16 protein-coding genes and 2 pseudogenes are annotated in these 17671 nt (G+C 68.5%); 9 read left to right on the forward strand and 9 right to left on the reverse strand.

The window, feature by feature from the left end; genetic code table 11:
- Positions 1–677, forward strand: a 677-nt coding sequence (locus HWX36_RS35975) for an AAA-associated domain-containing protein (protein ID WP_175958472.1), incomplete at its 5' end; no start/stop codon positions are given.
- A gap of 213 nt (positions 678–890) precedes the next feature.
- On the opposite strand, the gene HWX36_RS35980 is transcribed toward HWX36_RS35975, so the two are convergent.
- Complete coding sequence (locus HWX36_RS35980) at positions 891–1289, reverse strand: DUF3331 domain-containing protein (RefSeq protein ID WP_175958473.1); 399 nt, start codon at positions 1287–1289, stop codon at positions 891–893.
- A gap of 44 nt (positions 1290–1333) precedes the next feature.
- A complete protein-coding gene (locus HWX36_RS35985) occupies positions 1334–2626 on the reverse strand; it encodes an NAD(P)/FAD-dependent oxidoreductase (RefSeq protein WP_175958474.1) in 1293 nt (430 codons plus the stop codon).
- 149 nt (positions 2627–2775) lie between these two features.
- Between HWX36_RS35985 and HWX36_RS35990 the strand changes: the two genes are divergently transcribed.
- The gene (locus tag HWX36_RS35990) at positions 2776–3429 is read left to right on the forward strand and encodes a TetR/AcrR family transcriptional regulator (RefSeq protein WP_175958475.1); all 654 of its coding nucleotides are present in this window, start codon (positions 2776–2778) and stop codon (positions 3427–3429) included.
- 15 nt (positions 3430–3444) lie between these two features.
- On the opposite strand, the pseudogene HWX36_RS35995 reads toward HWX36_RS35990, so the two are convergent.
- Together HWX36_RS35995 and soxR are read right to left on the reverse strand one after the other, a co-directional pair.
- Positions 3445–3699 (reverse strand): annotated as a pseudogene (locus HWX36_RS35995) (LysR family transcriptional regulator); the annotation flags it as partial.
- 124 nt (positions 3700–3823) lie between these two features.
- On the reverse strand, positions 3824–4303 hold the full coding sequence (gene soxR / locus HWX36_RS36000) for a redox-sensitive transcriptional activator SoxR (RefSeq protein ID WP_175958476.1): 480 nt from the start codon (positions 4301–4303) through the stop codon (positions 3824–3826).
- Between the two features lie 79 nt (positions 4304–4382).
- Between soxR and HWX36_RS36005 the strand changes: the two genes are divergently transcribed.
- From HWX36_RS36005 to HWX36_RS36015, 3 genes are read left to right on the forward strand one after another with little or no spacing between them, the layout of a single operon-like run.
- Positions 4383–5603 (forward strand): efflux RND transporter periplasmic adaptor subunit, encoded by a 1221-nt coding sequence (locus HWX36_RS36005; RefSeq protein WP_175958477.1) that lies wholly within the window; start codon positions 4383–4385, stop codon positions 5601–5603.
- Positions 5604–5616: 13 nt separating this feature from the next.
- Positions 5617–8790 carry a multidrug efflux RND transporter permease subunit gene (locus HWX36_RS36010; protein ID WP_175958478.1) on the forward strand — a complete coding sequence of 1058 codons (3174 nt, stop codon included), beginning with the start codon at positions 5617–5619 and terminating at the stop codon, positions 8788–8790.
- Positions 8787–10322: an efflux transporter outer membrane subunit gene (locus HWX36_RS36015; protein WP_175958479.1), complete on the forward strand. Its 1536-nt coding sequence runs from the start codon at positions 8787–8789 to the stop codon at positions 10320–10322. Before HWX36_RS36010 ends, HWX36_RS36015 begins: the two co-directional genes overlap by 4 nt.
- Before the next feature lie 338 nt (positions 10323–10660).
- On the opposite strand, the pseudogene aceE reads toward HWX36_RS36015, so the two are convergent.
- Positions 10661–11110 (reverse strand): annotated as a pseudogene (aceE, locus tag HWX36_RS36020) (pyruvate dehydrogenase (acetyl-transferring), homodimeric type); the annotation flags it as partial.
- A gap of 173 nt (positions 11111–11283) precedes the next feature.
- Between aceE and HWX36_RS36025 the strand changes: the two are divergent.
- Positions 11284–11739, forward strand: a complete 456-nt coding sequence (locus tag HWX36_RS36025) for a MarR family transcriptional regulator (protein ID WP_175958480.1) — start codon at positions 11284–11286, stop codon at positions 11737–11739.
- A 136-nt stretch (positions 11740–11875) separates the two neighbouring features.
- Here the strand turns inward: HWX36_RS36025 and HWX36_RS37485 are convergent, their stop codons facing one another.
- Both HWX36_RS37485 and HWX36_RS36035 read right to left on the reverse strand, forming a co-directional pair.
- Entirely contained in the window at positions 11876–12013 is a 138-nt protein-coding gene (locus HWX36_RS37485; RefSeq protein WP_244136610.1) for a hypothetical protein, read from the reverse strand.
- Between the two features lie 77 nt (positions 12014–12090).
- Complete coding sequence (locus HWX36_RS36035; protein WP_175958481.1) at positions 12091–13008, reverse strand: LysR family transcriptional regulator; 918 nt, start codon at positions 13006–13008, stop codon at positions 12091–12093.
- Between the two features lie 322 nt (positions 13009–13330).
- Here HWX36_RS36035 and HWX36_RS36040 point away from each other — a divergent pair, with 322 nt between their 5' ends.
- The 3 genes from HWX36_RS36040 (at position 13331) to HWX36_RS36050 (ending at position 16842) form a co-directional block, all read left to right on the forward strand.
- The gene (locus HWX36_RS36040) at positions 13331–14650 is read left to right on the forward strand and encodes an MFS transporter (RefSeq protein WP_175958482.1); all 1320 of its coding nucleotides are present in this window, start codon (positions 13331–13333) and stop codon (positions 14648–14650) included.
- A gap of 156 nt (positions 14651–14806) precedes the next feature.
- Positions 14807–16057, forward strand: coding sequence for an MFS transporter (locus tag HWX36_RS36045; protein ID WP_175958483.1), 1251 nt, complete (start codon positions 14807–14809; stop codon positions 16055–16057).
- 173 nt (positions 16058–16230) lie between these two features.
- Positions 16231–16842, forward strand: a complete 612-nt coding sequence (locus HWX36_RS36050) for a cysteine hydrolase family protein (protein ID WP_175958484.1) — start codon at positions 16231–16233, stop codon at positions 16840–16842.
- A gap of 19 nt (positions 16843–16861) precedes the next feature.
- On the opposite strand, the gene HWX36_RS37490 is transcribed toward HWX36_RS36050, so the two are convergent.
- Together HWX36_RS37490 and HWX36_RS37880 are read right to left on the reverse strand one after the other, a co-directional pair.
- Positions 16862–17101: an amidohydrolase family protein gene (locus tag HWX36_RS37490; RefSeq protein WP_347879240.1), complete on the reverse strand. Its 240-nt coding sequence runs from the start codon at positions 17099–17101 to the stop codon at positions 16862–16864.
- Positions 17047–17541 carry an amidohydrolase family protein gene (locus HWX36_RS37880; RefSeq protein ID WP_347879241.1) on the reverse strand — a complete coding sequence of 165 codons (495 nt, stop codon included), beginning with the start codon at positions 17539–17541 and terminating at the stop codon, positions 17047–17049. The genes HWX36_RS37490 and HWX36_RS37880 overlap by 55 nt, the downstream gene beginning before the upstream one ends.
- Between the last annotated feature and the right edge of the window lie 130 nt (positions 17542–17671).

The following is a 17671-nucleotide window of genomic DNA, read 5'->3' on the forward strand; positions in this document are numbered from 1 at the left end:
CGGTGTTCATGTGCGACCGGATCCTCGTGCTGTCGTCGAACCCGGGCCGCGTGATCGCCGAGATCAAGGTGCCGTTCAAGCATCCGCGCAACCGGCTCGACACCGATTTCCGCAAGCTCGTCGACGACATCTACGCGAAGATGACCGCGCGCCAGACCGGCGAGGCGACGAAGAAGGGGCTCGAGCTCGGCAGCTGGATGCCGCGCGTGTCGACCAACCTGATGGCCGGCCTGATCGAGACGCTCGCGATGGCGCCGTACCATGGCCGCGCCGACATGCCGGAAATCGCGCGCACGCTGCACCTCGAGGTCGACGAATTGTTCCCGATCGCCGAAGTGCTGCAGCACCTCGGCTTCGCGGACGTACGGGAAGGGGACGTGTTCCTCACGCCGCCCGCGCGCGTGTTCGCAGAATTCGGCACGCAGGAGCGCAAGCTGATGTTCGCGGATCACCTGCTGAAGCATGTGCCGCTTGCTGCGCGGATCCGGAAGGTGCTGAACGAGCGTCCGGGCCATCGTGCGCCGCGCGTGCGCTTCGAGCAGGAGCTGGAGGATTTCCTGTCCGACGAAGCGGCCGAGGAAACGCTCGATGCGGTGATCGACTGGGGGCGTTACGGGGAAGTGTTCTCGTACAACGACAAGACCGAGGTGTTCAGTCTCGAGGATGTCGAGAGCTGACAGTCACGAAGTGGACTCATGAGGTGCGGCATCCATCCGTCATCGATGTCGCCCCCCCGTCGGAGCCTGCTGCATGGCCGGCAGGGTTGCCGACGGGCTATTCATTCAACCTCGACGGCCTGCGCAAGCCGAGGCACGGATGAACGAGATGGTCCGCGATACGGATCGCATCACCACCGCCCGAAGCGGGATCCCGGGCCGAACTTCAGGCCTTCAGGCCGCCTCGGCGGTGCGGGCCGCGTCGAGGCACTCGGCCCGCACCATCGCGGCGGCGTTGCCCGGCGTCGAGCCGAGCAATTGCGGCGCATAGACGCTGTCACCGATCTCGATCGGCTGCCCCGACAGCGCACACACGCCGCGCTTGCGCGTGGTGAACAGCCGCCACTTCTGATAACCGTAGTGCCCGGTGCATGCGTCGCGCCATGAAATCATCACGGTGTCGGCCGTGGGCCGCTCGAGCACGTTGATGGACGGCTTGCTCGTCGCATCCCACGACGGCAGCCGGTCGCGCGTGACGCTGCGCCGCCGCGGCACGCCCCACGAGACGGACGGCATGTCGAAGCTGCTGATCGCGGCAACGGTCACGAGCCAGGGCGCTAAACGGTTGTTCATGTCGGTTTTCCTCGAAAAACGTTACGCGACACCGCCACGCGGCATCACGACAGGCGGATGCGCGGCTGCACGCAGCCGTTGATCCGTTCGGCGATCCACAGCAGGGTCGCCTTGGAGAAGCCGTGCAGCGCCTGCTGGTGCCGCCGGTAGAGCATCAGGTGGCTGAACTGCGCGAAACGCCCCTGGATGAAGCCGCCGCGAAAGAACCCGAACTGCCCGAGCGTGCCGAACGCGTCGTAGTCGCTGATCGAGACGAGCGCGCCGAAATCGTGGAACGCGAACGGCGGAATCGGCGTGCCGTCGAGCCATGCGGGCAAGTGCTTCGCGAGGTGCTCGGCCTGTTGGGTCGCGACTTGCGCGGTGGGCGGCAGCGGCCGTTCCTGGCCGTCGGGCAGGAGGCTCGCGCAATCGCCGATCGCGAACACGTGCTCATCGCCCGTAGCCTGCAGCGTCGGCCCGACGACGATCTGGTTCGCGCGATTCGTGTCGAGGCCGTCGAGCGCCTGAATGAAATCGGGCGCCTTCACGCCGGCCGCCCAGACCATCAGGTCCGCTTCCGCGAATGAACCGTCGCCGTAGTGAAAGCCGTTCGCGTCGGCCGATGTGACGCGGGTCGACGTCAGCACGTGAAAGCCGATCTGTTCGAGCCGGCGCTGCGCGGACGCGGAAATCCGCGGCGGAAACGCGGCGAGGATGCGCGGGCCGCTTTCGAGCAGCGTGAGCTGCAGCCGTTCGCGCACCGTCGCGTCGCCATACGCCTGCGCCACTTCCAGCAGGCGGCTCAGCTCCGCCGCGAGTTCGACGCCGGTCGCGCCCGCGCCGACGATCGCGACGCGGAACGGCTCGTCGCGCGCGATGCTGCGAAAGACGCGCATCCGCAACGCTTCGTTGAAGGTCTCGGCCTGCCGCTGGCTGTCGATGAAATAGCAGTGCTCGCGCACGCCCGGCACGCCGAAATCGTTGGCCTGGCTGCCGAGCGCGAGGATCAGCACGTCGTATTCGAGCTCGCGTGCGTCGAGCACGAGTTCGCCGTCCTGCGAGCGGATCTCGCCGAGCTGCACGCGGCGGCGTGCGCGATCGAGCCCCTTCAGTTCGCCGGGCTGGTACGCATAGCCGTGGTCACGAGCATGGGCGAGGAAGATCACTTGTTGCTGCTGCACGTCGCGCGTGCCGGCCGCGATCGTGTGCAGCATCGGCTTCCAGATGTGGGTCGGGCTGCGGTCGACGACGGTGACCTGGGCGCGCCCGGACCGGCCGAGGCGCTCGCCCAGGCGGGTCGCGAGTTGCAGGCCGGCGATCCCGCCGCCGACGATAACGATACGTGTAGGGGTTGTCATGGATAAATCATCACGTGATGAATAAGGTATGATCCTAGCGCTTCCCGGCTTCGCGTGTCAACGGAGCGGGGCAGGTCACCCGGTTTTCGGCGCCGCTAAAGCGGGGCCTGAGCAGGGGTATTCGAATCATTCCAGGAGAGCAGGAAGACGTGACTGAAGTCACTGAGCGCGCGCCGGCCAAGCGGCGTATGCGAGGGCGGCCGCTGGCCGGGGCGTCCGTGGGGCCGGACGTGATATTGCGGGCCGCGCGCCAAATGTTTGCCAAACGTGGCTACGACGCGACGAGCGTGCGCGAAGTCGCGCGCGAGCTGGGGGTCGATGCGGCACTGATCGCGCACCATTTCGGTACGAAGGAAACGTTGTGGCTGGCGGTTCTCGAGCAGATCGCCGAGCTCGCCCAGCCGATGTTCGACGCCCTGCGCGCGTTGCGCACGTCGCCGCTGTCGCATCGCGACCGCGTGCTGCGCGCGATCGAGCTGTGCGTCGAGCACGAGTTCGACGAGCCCGACGTGGGCATGTTCTTCTCGACGGCGGCGACCGAAGTAGGCGGGCGGCTCGACCGGCTGCAGGAGCGGCTCGTGCGCCCGTACTATGACGTGCTGTTTCCGCTGCTGTCGGACGGCGTCGAGGCCGGCGTGATTCGCCCGGTCGATCCGACCGTGCTGTTCTTCATGCTTGCGAGCGCGATCGGCACGACGGTGTCGTACAGCCACATGATGCTGGAGTACACGTCGCTGCCCACGCAGCAGGACGCGTTCCGCAAGGCCGTGGCCGACGCCGCGTTCAACGTCGTCGGCGTCTGAGCGCCGCGCGCGCGGTCACACCGCCAGCACCAACACCAGCCCCAGTTCGCGCACCGCGCTTCGTGTAGTCTCGCGCAGCGCACCGGCGAGCGGCCCTGGCGTCCGGTGCGCGATCGCGATTGCGAGCGCGTACGCGAGCGGGCTGCCCGCATCCTTCAGTTCGCAGAACGTAATGCCTTGCCGCTGCATCGGTACGAACAGGCGCGGCATCAGCGCGACGCCGATGCTGCCCGCGACGCACCCGGCCGTCGTCTGCATCGGGTGCGGCTCGCCGGGCCGCGCGCGTCGTTCGTCACCGGTGCGACGATCGCTGTGAACGGCGGCTGGCGCGTCGGGTGACGCCATCCATCCAGGCGGCCGGGTGGGGCATCGCGCGCCACGTCCGGCCTGCCTGTCATTTGATGTCCGTAGGCGGCGCATCGCCGAGCCAGCGCCGCGCACCGGGCCCGTTGCGGCCCGCGCGGTCTTCCGGGTTCGTCAGCTTGCAGCGCTTCAGCGACAGGCAGCCGCAGCCGATGCATTCGTCGAGATTGATGTAGAGCCGCTGCAGCTCCTCGATCCGGCTCGCGACGCGCTGCTTCCAGCCGCGCGACAGCCGCTGCCAGTCCTTGTTGGTCGGCGCGGTGTCCTCGGGGAGACTGACGAGTTGCTCGGCGATCTCGTCGAGCGAATAGCCGATCTTCTGCGCGAACACGATGAACGCGATCAGCCGCAGCACCGCGCGCGAATAGTGGCGGTGGCTCGAGCCGTTGCGGTGCGACTTGATGAGCCCGCGCGTCTCGTAGAACCGCAGCGTCGACGCCGGCACACCGCTGCGCGCGGCCACTTCGCGGATCGACAGCAGCGGCCGTTGCGGCATTTCCTGGATACCCATGATGCTCCTCCGGGAAAACTTGACTTGAAGTTAACTTCAACTTTTATGCTACGCGGCAGTTTAACCCTCGCGAGGCATCATGTTCTCCTTATCCCTACGCAGGGCGTCGCCTTTGGGCGCGGCCTGCGCACTGCTGCTGGCGTTGTCGGGCTGTCACGACGGCAAAGGCGCATCGTCGGCCCAAGCCCTTCCCGAAGTCGGCGTCGCCACCATCGCGCCTCGCACGATCCGCCTCGCGGACGAATTCAACGGACGCGTCGAAGCCGTCGATGCCGTCGAACTGCGGCCGCGCGTGAGCGGCTATCTGCAGCGCGTCGCCTACAAGGAGGGCGACCTGGTCGCGCAGGGCGCGCTGCTGTTCGAGATCGACCCGCGCCCGTACCGGATCGCACTCGATCGCGCGAACGCGCAGCTGCAGCGGGCCCGCGCGGCTGCGAGCCTCGCGAACGTGCAGCTCAAGCGCGTGCAGACGCTGATCGATGCGCATGCGACGTCGCAGGAGGAACTCGACAACGCGCGCGCCACCGCCGAGCAGGCGCGTGCGGACCTGCAGGCGGCCGATGCGGCCGTCGCCGACGCGAAGCTCAATCTCGGTTTCACCGAAGTGCGCGCGCCGATCGCGGGCCGCGTCGGCCGCGCGATCGCCACGGTCGGCAACCTGGCGCGCGCGGACGACACGCTGCTGACAACCGTCGTGTCGCAGAACCCCGTCTACGTGTACTTCGACTGCGACGAGCAGAGCTACCTGCGCTACAACGCTCGGCGTGCCGATCCGAAGCACCGTGCGATCGGCGCCGATCCGGTGCGCGTGGGCCTCGCGAACGAGACGGGCTTCCCGCATGCGGGCACCGTCGACTTTCTCGACAACCGGCTCGACCCGCAAACGGGCACGATCCGCGCGCGCGTGCGGCTGTCGAATGCGGACCATGCGTTTACGCCGGGCCTGTATGCGCGCGTGCAGCTCGTCAGCGGCCATGAGCAGGATGCGCTGCTCGTCGACGACAAGGCCGTGCTCACCGACCAGGACCGCAAGTACGTGTACGTGATCGGCCCCGGCGACAAGGCGCTGCGCCGGGACGTGACGATCGGCCGCGGGCTGGACGGCGAGCGGATCATCGAGAAGGGGATCCAGGCGGGCGATCGCGTGGTTGTCGACGGCATGCAGCGGATCTACTATCCGGCCGCGCAGGTGAAGCCGAAGGCGCTCCCTGCACGCGCCGCCGCCGGCACCGGCGAGGGCAACGGGCCGGGCAGCGGCACGCAGGCCGTGGCCGACGCCGGCGCGCCGGCCGCGCAATAACGGGAGACAGGTAATGGACTTCTCCCGATTCTTCATCGACCGGCCGATCTTCGCGGTCGTGCTGTCGATCGTCATCTTCGCGATCGGCCTGATCTCGATCCCGATGCTGCCCGCCGGCGAATACCCGGAAGTCGTGCCGCCGAGCGTCGTCGTGCGTGCGACGTACCCGGGCGCGAACCCGAAGGAAATCGCCGAATCGGTCGCCGAACCGCTGGAAGAGGCGATCAACGGCGTCGAAGGCATCATGTACATGAAGTCGGTCGCCGGTTCCGACGGCAGCCTGCAGGTCGTCGTCACGTTCGTGCAGGGCGTCGATCCCGACACCGCCGCCGTGCGCGTGCAGAACCGCGTGAGCCAGGCGCTGTCGCGCCTGCCCGACGAGGTGCGCCAGTACGGCGTGACCACGCAGAAGCAGTCGCCGACGCCGCTGATGTACGTGAGCCTCTATTCGCCGGACAACAGCCACGATTCGCTGTACCTGCGCAACTACCTGACGCTGCACGTGAAGGACGAGCTGTCGCGGCTCGCCGGCATCGGCGACGTCGGCGTGTATGGCTCGGGCGACTATGCGATGCGGCTGTGGCTCGACCCGAACCGGCTCGCGTCGCGCGGGCTGACGGCGAGCGACGTGATCGCCGCGGTGCGCGAGCAGAACGTGCAGGTGTCGGCCGGCCAGCTCGGCGCGGAGCCGTCGCCGAAGAAAAACGACTTCCTGCTGTCGATCAACGTGCGCGGCCGGCTGCGCACGGTGCAGGAGTTCGGCGACATCGTGCTGCGCAACGGCGACGACGGCCAGGTCGTGAAGCTGTCCGACGTCGCGCGCATCGAGCTCGGCGCGGGCGACTACACGCTGCGCTCCTATTTCAACGACAGGCAATCGGCGGTGGTCGGCATCTTCCTGTCGCCGGGGGCGAACGCGCTCGAGGTCGCGAAGGCCGTGTATGCGAAGTTCGACGAACTGTCGAAGCGCTTCCCGCCCGGCGTCGCGTATCGTCCGGTGTGGGATCCGACCGTGTTCGTGCGCGAATCGATCCGCGCGGTGCAGCACACGCTGATCGAGGCGGTCGTGCTGGTCGTGCTCGTCGTGATCCTGTTCCTGCAGACGTGGCGCGCGTCGATCATCCCGCTCGTCGCGGTGCCCGTCTCGGTGGTCGGTACGTTCGCGTGGCTCTATCTGCTCGGCTATTCGATCAACACGCTGACGCTGTTCGGGCTCGTGCTCGCGATCGGGATCGTCGTCGACGATGCGATCGTGGTCGTCGAGAACGTCGAGCGCAACATCGCGCAGGGGCTGAGCCCGCGCGACGCCGCGCACCAGGCGATGCGCGAGGTGTCGGGGCCGATCGTCGCGATCGCGCTCGTGCTGTGCGCGGTGTTCGTGCCGATGGCCTTCATGTCGGGCGTCACGGGCCAGTTCTACCGGCAGTTCGCGGTGACGATCGCGATCTCGACGGTGATCTCCGCGATCAACTCGCTGACGCTGTCGCCGGCGCTCGCCGCGAAGCTGCTGCGTCCGCACGGCGCGCCGAAAGATGCGCTCACGCGCGGGCTCGATCGCGCGTTCGGCTGGCTGTTCCATCCGTTCAACCGCTTTTTCGACCGCAGTTCCGATCGCTATCACGGCTTCGTGTCGCGCACGCTGAAGCGGCGCGGGATGGTGTTCGCGGTCTATGCGGCGCTGCTCGCGGCGACCACGCTGCTGCTCAACGCGGTGCCGGGCGGCTTCATCCCCGTGCAGGACAAGCTGTACCTGTTCGCGGGCGCGAAGCTGCCGGAAGGCGCGTCGCTCGCGCGCACGAGCGAGGTGACCGAACAGATGACGAAGATCGCGCTCGGCACCGACGGTGTCGAGATGGTGCCGGCGTTTGCCGGGTTGAACGCGCTGCAGGGCGTGAACACGCCGAACATCACGAATTCGTACGTGATCCTGAAGCCGTTCGACCAGCGTCACCGCAGCGCCGCGGAGATCAACGCGGACCTGAACGCGCGCTTCGCGGCGATCGGCGGCGGTATGACCTATGCGCTGATGCCGCCGCCGATCCAGGGCCTCGGCAACGGCTCGGGCTATTCGCTGTACCTGGAGGATCGCGGCGGGCTCGGCTACGGCGCCTTGCAGAACGCGCTCGCCGCGTTCCAGGCCGCCGTCGCGAAGACGCCGGGGATGAGCTACCCCGTCAGCTCGTACCAGGCGAACATCCCGCAGCTCGAGGTGAAGGTCGACCGGTTGAAGGCGAAGGCGCAGGGCGTCGCGCTGACCGACCTGTTCAGCACGCTGCAGGTCTATCTCGGCTCGATGTACGTGAACGACTTCAACCTGTTCGGCCGCGTGTACCGCGTGATGGCGCAGGCCGATGCCGGCCACCGGCAGACGGCCGCCGACATCGCGAACCTGCGCACGCGCAACGCGAAGGGCGAGATGGTGCCGATCGGCTCGATGGTGACGGTGGCGCCCGCGTACGGGCCCGACCCGGTCGTTCGCTACAACGGCTATCCGGCCGCGAACCTGATCGGCGATGCCGATCCGAAGGTGATGTCGTCGTCGCAGGCGATCGAGAAGCTGCAGCAGATCGCGAAGGACGTGCTGCCGCCGGGCATCACGCTCGAATGGACCGACCTCAGCTACCAGCAGGTCACGCAGAGCAACGCGGCGATCGTCGTGTTCCCGCTCGCGGTGATGCTCGTGTTCCTCGTGCTCGCGTCGCTGTACGAGAGCTGGACGCTGCCGCTCGCGGTGATCCTGATCGTGCCCGTGTGCATCTGCGCCGCGCTGTTCGGCGTGTGGCTGTCGGGCGGCGACAACAACGTGTTCGTGCAGGTCGGTCTCGTCGTGCTGATGGGGTTGGCGTGCAAGAACGCGATCCTGATCGTCGAGTTCGCACGCGAGCTCGAAATCCAGGGCAAGGGCGTGATCGAAGCCGCGCTCGAAGCGTGCAAGCTGCGGCTGCGCCCGATCGTGATGACGTCGGTCGCGTTCATTGCGGGCTCGGTGCCGCTCCTGATCGGCGGCGGCGCGGGCAGCGAAGTGCGGGCGGCCACCGGCGTCACCGTGTTCGCGGGGATGCTGGGCGTCACGCTGTTCGGGCTGTTCCTGACGCCCGTGTTTTACGTGGCGATCCGCAAGCTCGCGGGCGGCACGCCGGCCGTGTGGAGCGAACACCACGGCACCCTCGAAGGAGAAAACCGATGAGCGCCGCTTTCCGTCTTTCCGCGCTGGCGCTGGCGCTGGCGCTGTCGGTGACGCTCGCCGCGTGCGCGGTCGGCCCCGATTTCAGGCGGCCCGACACGGCCACGGGCGCGCGGTTCGCCCGCGACGCGCATCCGGCTGCGTCGCGCGATGCGGCGCCGTCCGGTACGACGCCGGAGATGCCGCGCGACGCATCGGCCGATGCCGATGCCGCGTTCTGGCGCGGTTTCGGCGATCCGGTGCTGACGCAGCTGATCGACACGGCGCTCGCGGCGAACCAGGATCTGCAGATCGCCGTGTCGCGCTACGACGCGTCGAATGCGCTGCTGTCGCAGGCTGCGTTCGATCGCTATCCGACGCTCACCGCGAGCGGGCAGATCGGCCATCAGCTGATGAGCAAGGACCAGGCGTTCGGCGCGCCGCGCAGCCAGCGCGATACGCCGACGTCCAGCGTCGGGATCAATGCCGCGTGGGAGCTCGACCTGTTCGGCCGCGTGCGCCGTTCGATCGAGTCGCAGCGTGCGGAAACGGCCGCCAGCGCGGCGGACGTGCGCGCGGTGCGCGTCGCGATCGCCGGCGAGGTGGCAAGCACGTACGTCGATCTGCGCGGCTCGCAGGAGCGGCTGCGGATTGCGCGCGAGAACGCCGACAACCAGAAGCAGACGCTCGCGCTGATCAATGCACGCGTCGGCGCGGGGCGAGGGTCCGAACTCGATGCGGCGCGGGCGCGCGCGCAGTACGAATCGACGACGTCGCGGATCGCCGTGTACGAGGCGGCGATCGGCGTCGACGAGCACCGGCTCGCGGTGCTGACCGGGCAGACGCCGGACGCGCTGATCGGCCGCTTCGATCTCCCGAAGGCCGCCGCGTCGGCGGGCACGCCGGTGCCGCTGCCCGCGCTGGCCGCCGACATCGATCCCGGCACGCCGGGCGACTTGCTGCGGCGGCGGCCCGACGTCGCGGCCGCCGAGGCGCGGCTGCACGCGGCGACCGCGCGCATCGGCGTCGCCACGGCCGACCTGTTCCCGCGCTTCACGCTGTCGGGGCTGCTCGGCAGCGCGACGAGCAGCTACGGGTTCTTCCGCGCCGGCAGCGACACGAACCTGATCGCGCTCGGCATCGACTGGTCGTTCCTCGATGTCGGCCGCGTGCGTGCACGGATCGCCGCGAGCGATGCCGAAGCGGCCGGCCAGCTCGCGCAGTACCGGCAGACCGTGCTCGGGGCGCTGGAGGAAACCGAGAACGCGCTGCTGCGCGCCGCCCGCACACGTGACGAGACGGACCATCTCGTGCGGGCCGCGACCGACAGCGCACGCGCCGCGCAACTGGCGCAGGCGCGGTTTTCGGCGGGTGCGATCGACTACTACGAAGTGCTCGACGCGCAACGCACGCTGCTGCAGGCGCAGGATGCGGCGGCCGACGGGCAGATGCGCAGCGCGGCGTCGACGGTGGCGCTGTACAAGGCGCTTGCGGGCGGATGGCCGTCGGGAACGGGCCTGGGCCCGCACGGCCCGCTCGCGCGGTCGGGGCAGTAGCGCGGGCGCGGCGGCGCGGCAGGCCTGAGCGATCCTGCCTGCCGCGCGCCGCCCGACTACACGCTGGCCGGATCGACCTTGTCGATGTCGATGCCGTAGCGCCGGATCGCTTCGCCTGCCCTGGCACGCGGTATCGCGCCGTCGTCGGCGAGGGCCGTCAGCGCCGCGATCACGATGAAGTGCCGATCGACCTCGAAGAACGCGCGCAGCGCGTCGCGCGTATCCGAGCGGCCGAAGCCGTCGGTGCCGAGCGACACGAAGCGTCGGCCGTCGACGAACGCGCGGATCTGGTCGCCGACGATCTTCATGTAGTCGGTCGCCCCCACCACCGGGCCCGTGCGGCCGTAGATGCCGGGCGCCGAATGGCCCTGGATGTAGACCATGTCGCCGTCGAAGGTGTCGGTGCGGCCGCGAAAGAAGTGGTCGAAGCCGACGTCGTACAGCACCGCGGCTGACTGGTAGGTCGCAATGTGCCCGCCGCCGCTCGAATGCCGGCCGGCGCGCAGCACCATCACCATCGCGTTCCAGCGGATCATCGCGTTCAGGCGCCGTTCGAGCGCGAGATCGCCCGGATAGGCCGGTTGCCGTTCACGCGGCACCGTGTTCACGTACGCGGTCGTCACGCGGCCGTGCAGGTCGCCGTGACGTGCCGCGTCGAGGGCGGAAAGCCGGTCGAGCAGGTAGTGCGCGCGCGGGCGGCCTTCGAGCGCGATCACGGATTCGAGCGCATCGAGTCATTTGCGGGTTTCCTGCGGGTCGATGTCGGGTAGCGCGAGAGGTGCGGTCATGCAATGTCTCCAGAAGCATAAGGCTGCGCGGGGCGACGGTCGTGGCGCCGCGTCGCGCGACGGAACGCCTGCCGATCGGCGGGCTGACAGTTGCAATTGCAATCGTATGGAGGCAATTGTTATCGAGGTAAGATTTAATTGCAAATGCAATTCAACGAGAGGAACGACCTGACATGAGCGCACCCGAACCCGATCTGTGGTTTTCGTTCGTCCGCGCGCACCGGACGATGATTCGCGAGATCGAGCGCCGCCTTGCGGCGGCCGGCCTGCCGGCCTATGCGTGGTACGACGCGTTGTGGGGGCTCGAAAGCGGGCCCGACGGTACGCGCCGCATGCACGAGCTGGCCGACGTGCTCGCGATCGAGCGCTACAACCTCACGCGGCTCGTCGACCGGCTCGAACAGGAGGGGCTCGTCACGCGCGCCCGTTCGGCGGACGACGGCCGCGCCGCGTACGCGAGCATCACCGACAAGGGGCGAACGCTGCGCAAGAAGATGTGGAAGGTGTACCAGTCGACGGTTGCGGAACTCTTTCTCGACCAGTTCACCGGCAAGGAGCAGGCGGCGATGGCCGCCGCGCTCGACCGTGCGGCCGCCGCGGCGCGCGACGCGTCGGCCGACGCGAGGTAGCGGCGGAGGGCGCGCGCTGACGTCGCATCGCCCGCGCCGCGCGGATGGCGCGGGCGCCGGCCTTCGTCATCCCGCGCACCGCGAACTTGCTCGATACATATGCGCTGCCGCCCGCAACGCCTTCCATCCCGGCCGTCTACGACACGTCGACGATCGAGCCGCCGCCCGCCGCCTTCAGCGCGCCGAGCGCCGATTTCATGCCGAGCCAGCAGCCGACCTGGTTCACGTCGATCACCTTGCGACAGTCGTCGAGCGAACATGCTTCGATCGGCACGAGCTTCAGGTTCGAACGATGCAGGTGCGCGAGGCGGAACGGAGAGGGCGCGCGCTGCCGGCCGCGCGATCCGGGCGTTACCGCACGTTCGGCCCCTTGACGGTCAGCCGGCACACGGTCGCGAGTGCGAGCAGGTTCGGGTCGCGTTCGCGCCGGTGGAGGAAGCTCAATCCGATCGTCTGGCGGATCGTGGGCCCGGCGAGCGGCACGAGCGCGATCTTGTGCGCGAACAGGTCGCGCACGCGGCCGGGCAGCAGCGAACAGCCGACCCCGCCCGACACGAGGTTGATCAGCGAGAAGATGTCGCCCACCCGCATCACGACGTTCGGCGTGACGCCGGCCGCGCGAAACGCTTCCGTGAAGCCGTGATGCGTCGCGAAACCTTCGCCGAGCGACACGAACGGTGCGTCGCCGCACGAGCGCAGATCGATGGCGTCGTGCCGCGCGTATGGCGAGTCGATCGGCGCGGCGAAGAACATCTCGTCCTCGAACAGCGCGATCGATTCGATTTCGGCGTCCGGTTCGGGCAGCGCCATCAGCGTCGCATCGATCGCGCCTTGCCGGAGCTTGTCGAGCAGGTCGGCGTTCGAGCCGAGCACGAGCTCGGCTTGCAGCTCGGGGCGGCGCGCCTTCAGCGCGATCACGACTTCGGGCACGGTGCGGATCGTCAACGAGTAGAGCGAACCGATCTTCAACTGGCCGGCGCCGTAGCCGGCCGCCTCGCGCGTCGAGCGGATCCCGTCCGTCATCGTCTTGAGCACTTCGCCCGCGACTTCGGCGAGCACCTGCGCGGCGTCGGTCGGAATCAGGTTCCGCCCCTCGTGGCGAAACAGCGCGCAGTGCATCCCTTCCTCGAGCGTGTGCAGCGCGCGGTGCACGCTGACCGTGCTGACGCCCAGCGCCTCGGCGGCCTTCGCGAGGCTGCCGGCCTCCATGAAGGCGAGCAGCACCTCGAGCTTGCGGAACGTGATTTCTTCGTTGATGCGGTTGCGCATGGTACGGCCGACGGGAAGGGCGGCCGACGATTCTGCCGCAGAACCGGGACCGCAACAATGCGCGAATTTCCGGGTTTTTCGCATGCAGAAGCGCGGTGGAGAGACATTTAATCTCCGGCTAATCATCTGCCGCGGGCATTAATTGATGCGGTTTTTTGGCGTCCCTATGATCGTTTCACGCCGGTCGTGCGTGCGGCCGAGAGGTTTCGACGGTGCGTGCCTGTCGCGCACCGGCCGGCGATCCGAACCGCCGGTTCGCCCATGCCCGCCACGGAATGCGGGACGCATGCGGCGCGGCGCCATGAGACTGCAGGAGAAAAGCATGCGCGACTCACGTCGGAACTCGCGGCATCGGCAGGTGGTTGCCGCTGTCGTCGGCAACACCCTCGAGTGGTACGACTTCATCGTTTACGGTTTCTTCTCCGGCATCATCGCGCGGCTGTTCTTTCCCGCCGAGAGCCAGTACGCGTCGCTGCTGATGTCGCTCGCGACCTTCGGCGTCGGCTTCTTCATGCGCCCGGTGGGCGGCATCCTGCTCGGGCTCTATGCGGACCGCAAGGGCCGCAAGGCCGCGATGCAGCTCATCATCTTCCTGATGACGCTGTCGATCGCGCTGATCACGTTCGCGCCGTCGTACGCGGCGATCGGCCCCGCCGCGCCGGTCCTGATCGTCGTTGCGCGGCTGCTGCAGGGCTTCGCGACCGGCGGCGAATACGCGAGCGCGACCGCGTTCCTCGTGGAAAGCGCGCCGGAGAACCGGCGCGGGCTGTACGGATCGTGGCAACTGATCGGCCAGTGTCTCGCGGTGTTCTCGGGCGCCGCGATGGGCGCGTGGGCCACGCAGTCGCTGTCGGAGGCGGCGCTGCATAGCTGGGGATGGCGCGTGCCGTTCGCGCTCGGGCTGCTGATCGGGCCGGTCGGTCTGTGGATCCGCCGACACATGGAGGAGACCGAGGCGTTCCTCGACGCGAGCAAGTCGACCGTCGAGCCTCCGGCGAGCGTGTCGGGCGTGCTGCGCGACAACCTGCGCGGCGTGCTGGTGTCGATGGGGCAGACGATCACCGGCACGGCTGTGTTCTACGTGATGCTGGTGAACATGCCGACGTTCGTGCACAAGACCTTCGGGCTGCCGCTCGACCAGGTATTCAAGGTGCAGATGGCGGCGGTTGCGCTGCTGACGGTGACGATCCCGGTCGCGGCGCTCGTGTCCGACCGCATCGGCCGGCGGCCCGTGCTGATCGCCGGTTCGCTGGCACTGCTGACGGTCACGTATCCGCTGTTCACGTGGCTGGCTGCTGCGCCGGGCATCGGGCGCTTGCTCGCGATGCAGCTCGTGATCTGCACAATCATCGGCATCTGCTACGGGCCTGCGCCGACTACGCTCGCCGAGCAGTTCGCGACGCGTTCGCGCTCGACCGGCATCGCGCTTGCCTACAACGTCGCGGTGATGGTGTTCGGCGGCTTCGCGCCGTTCATCGTCACGTGGCTGACGCACGCGAGCGGGTCGCCGGTCGCACCTGCGTGGTACGTGCTGTTCGCGGCATCATTCGGGCTGCTCGCGAGCGTGTTCATGCACGACGGCGCGCCGTGCGTGCTCGCACGCCGGCAGTTTCTCCGTGGCGAGCCGGCGAGCGCCAAGTAGCGGCCGTGGCCTGCCGCCCGCACCGGCGAGCCATCGGCGCGGGCGGCACGCAGGGTATCGGTCCCGCCGATGCTTAGCATCGCGGCCGGCGGCCTACCGCGGCCGCCGACCGGTCGTTACGCTTGGGCGATCATCCACTCTGTCCGGAAGGTCGCCATGTCCCGGCTCGACTACAAGCTGCTCGGCCCCTGCCTGCTCGCCATCGCGATCGACGCGATGGGATTCGGGCTCGTCTATCCGATGATGTCCGCGATCTTCAGCGATCCGCACGCGGGCATCCTGCCGGCCGACGCCGGCGCGCATGCGCGCAATTTCTACCTTGGTCTCGGCTACGGGATCTACCCGTTGTGCATGTTCTTCGGCTCGTCGCTGATGGGCGACCTGTCCGATCGCTACGGCCGCCGCAGGATCCTGCTGCTGTGCGTGCTCGGCCTCGCGGCCGGCTACGCGATGATGGCGGCCGGCGCATGGTATGCGAGCGTCGCGCTGCTGCTGGCCGGGCGCGGGCTCACCGGGCTGATGGCCGGCTGCCAGGGCATCGCGCAGGCGGCCATCACGGACGTGAGCACGCCGGAGAACAAGGCATACAACATGAGCATCATGTCGCTCGCGTTCAGCGCGGGCGTGATCGTCGGCCCGGTGCTCGGCGGCGTCACGTCCGACCGCACGATTTCGCCGCTGTTCGACTACGGCACGCCGTTCGTGCTGGTCGCCGCGCTGTCGCTGGCCTGCGCGTTCTGGACCTGGGCGTCGTACCGCGACTCGACGGCGCCGCGCGGCGACACGCGCATCGATCCGCTGCTGCCGCTGCGGATCATCGGGGAGGCCGCGCGTCAGCGCAACGTCGCGTTCCTGTCGGTCGTGTTTTTCCTGATGCAGGTTGGCTACGGGCTCTACCTGCAGACCATCATGCTGCTGCTGCAGGCGAAATTCGGCTACACGAGCGCGCGGCTCGGGCTGTTCAGCGGCGTGATCGGCCTCTGCTTCGTGTTCGGCCTGCTGGTCGTCGTGCGGCGGATGCTGCGCGTGTGGCGCGTGGTCGACATCGCGAAGACGGGCCTGCTCGTCGCGGGCGTCGGCCAGGTGCTGTCCGCGCTGTTCCCGCACGAGCCCGTACTGTGGGCGCTCGCGATGGTCGTCGGCTGCTTCGACATGGTTGCATATACGACGATGTATACGGCGTTCTCCGACGCGGTCAGTGAGGACCGGCAAGGCTGGGCGCTCGGCGTCGCGGGCTCGGTGATGGCCGTCGCGTGGGTCGTCACGGGCGCGCTCACGAACCTGCTGCCCGTGTTCGGCGAGATCGGCCTGCTGCTGATCGGCGGCGCGGGCTTCCTGCTCAGCTTCGCGATGATGGTCGCGTACGGCCGCACGCAGCCGGGTGCTCGAACGGCCGTGCCGTCGTAGGCGGTTTGCACGTTGGCCCGATCCTGTCGGACGTTGTCCCGCGCGCCGCTGTCGCGCCGGGCCGCGCGGCCTGACACTGGCGTCTCCCGGCCGGAGCCCATTCCGGCCGTGTCCGGCGGCGCCGGCAGGCCCGGCGCGCCGTTTCTTCGATATGCCAACCGAGAGAGCGACTCATGCAACATCCGACCATCCGTACCCTGGCGGGCGCGACCGCGCCGACATCGATCGCCGCCGCCCGCACCGCGCTGCTGGTGATCGATTTCCAGAATGAATACTTCGGCGGCCGCCTGCCGATTCCGGAGGGGCCGCGTGCGCTGGGCAATGCGCAGCGCGTGATCGCGTTCGCCGACCGCGCAGGCATGCCGGTGTTTCACGTTCAGCACGTCGATACGGCCGACAGCCCGATCTTCGCCGACGGCAGCGACGGCTTCCGTTTTCATGCGGACCTGCAGCCGGCGGCGCATCACACGGTGGTGAAAAAGACGTCGGTGAGTGTGTTCCCGACGACGGACATCGATGCGCGCCTGAAGGCGGCCGGGATCGACACGCTGATCGTCACGGGCCTGATGACGCATGCATGCGTCGCCGGCGCGGCACGCGATGCGGTGCCGCTCGGCTACGCGGTGATCGTCGTCGACGACGCATGCGCGACGCGCGACCTCGACATTGCGGACGGCGGCACGGTGTCGCACCGCGACCTCCATCGCGCGACGCTGGCCGCGTTGTCGGACGCGTTCGGCGATGTGCTGACGACCGAACAGGTGCTGGCGCTCGCCGTCGCCTGACGGCCGCCGCTTTCGTGCTTCAGTCGGCCCAGCCCGGCGCGGCGTACACGACTTCGCCGCGGAAGCACGTCTCGATCGCGCGGGTTTGCGCGAACGTCTCGACCGGGTGCGCGAACGGATTGCGGTCGAGGATCGCGAAGCTCGCGTCCTTGCCCGCTTCGAGCGAACCCGTGCAGTCGTCGAAGCGCAGCGCATACGCGGTATTTACCGTATAGGCCTCGAGCATCGTGAGCAGGTCGGGCGTTCGTGTGGATTCCACGGTGGTGGGCTCTCGGGCTGGTCGATCGGCAGGTGCGTGACGCCCGTCTGGATGATCTGCATCGGGTCCATCGTGCTGACCGACCAGTCGGAGCCGGCCGCGAGCAACGCCCCCGCGTTGCGCAGGCTGCGGAACGGATAGTTGCGCGCGGTGCGCTCGGCGCCGAGCAGGTCGCGATAAAGCTGCTGCTCCTCGCGCGCGGCCGTCCAGAGCGTCTGGACGCTGGCGGTCGCGCCGAGCCGGTTGAAGCGGCTCATGTCGGCCGGTTCGACGAGCTGCAGGTGCGCGAGCTGCGCGCGCCGGTCGCGCATGCCGTTGCGGATCTGGACGTATTGGCCGCGATCCTCCGGCGGCTCCTCGTCGGTTACGCACCACGCGAAGAGCCCGACCCGGTTCGTCACGCCGAGCTTCGCGAGCGCGCGCCCGAGACAGGTGCGCACGCTGCTGGGCTTGAGCGCTAGTCCATTGAACCAATGAAATTGCACTGATCTAATGGTGCATGGGCAAAATGAATCTGAGCGAAGCCGAGCGGGAAGAACTGCTGTCGATGCAGCGCAGCCGAACGATGGC

Origin of the sequence: Burkholderia sp. BCC0405, from assembly GCF_902833075.1 — a bacterium.
In the GTDB taxonomy this organism is placed as follows: domain Bacteria; phylum Pseudomonadota; class Gammaproteobacteria; order Burkholderiales; family Burkholderiaceae; genus Burkholderia.

Coding starts and splice junctions, on each gene's coding strand:
- HWX36_RS35980 (WP_175958473.1), bottom strand. CDS start 1,289: ATGAACAACCGTTTAGCGCCCTGGCTCGTGACCGTTGCCGCGATCAGC.
- HWX36_RS35985 (WP_175958474.1), bottom strand. CDS start 2,626: ATGACAACCCCTACACGTATCGTTATCGTCGGCGGCGGGATCGCCGGC.
- soxR (WP_175958476.1), bottom strand. CDS start 4,303: ATGGGTATCCAGGAAATGCCGCAACGGCCGCTGCTGTCGATCCGCGAA.
- HWX36_RS36005 (WP_175958477.1), top strand. CDS start 4,383: ATGTTCTCCTTATCCCTACGCAGGGCGTCGCCTTTGGGCGCGGCCTGC.
- HWX36_RS36010 (WP_175958478.1), top strand. CDS start 5,617: ATGGACTTCTCCCGATTCTTCATCGACCGGCCGATCTTCGCGGTCGTG.
- HWX36_RS36015 (WP_175958479.1), top strand. CDS start 8,787: ATGAGCGCCGCTTTCCGTCTTTCCGCGCTGGCGCTGGCGCTGGCGCTG.
- HWX36_RS36025 (WP_175958480.1), top strand. CDS start 11,284: ATGAGCGCACCCGAACCCGATCTGTGGTTTTCGTTCGTCCGCGCGCAC.
- HWX36_RS36035 (WP_175958481.1), bottom strand. CDS start 13,008: ATGCGCAACCGCATCAACGAAGAAATCACGTTCCGCAAGCTCGAGGTG.
- HWX36_RS36040 (WP_175958482.1), top strand. CDS start 13,331: ATGCGCGACTCACGTCGGAACTCGCGGCATCGGCAGGTGGTTGCCGCT.
- HWX36_RS36045 (WP_175958483.1), top strand. CDS start 14,807: ATGTCCCGGCTCGACTACAAGCTGCTCGGCCCCTGCCTGCTCGCCATC.
- HWX36_RS36050 (WP_175958484.1), top strand. CDS start 16,231: ATGCAACATCCGACCATCCGTACCCTGGCGGGCGCGACCGCGCCGACA.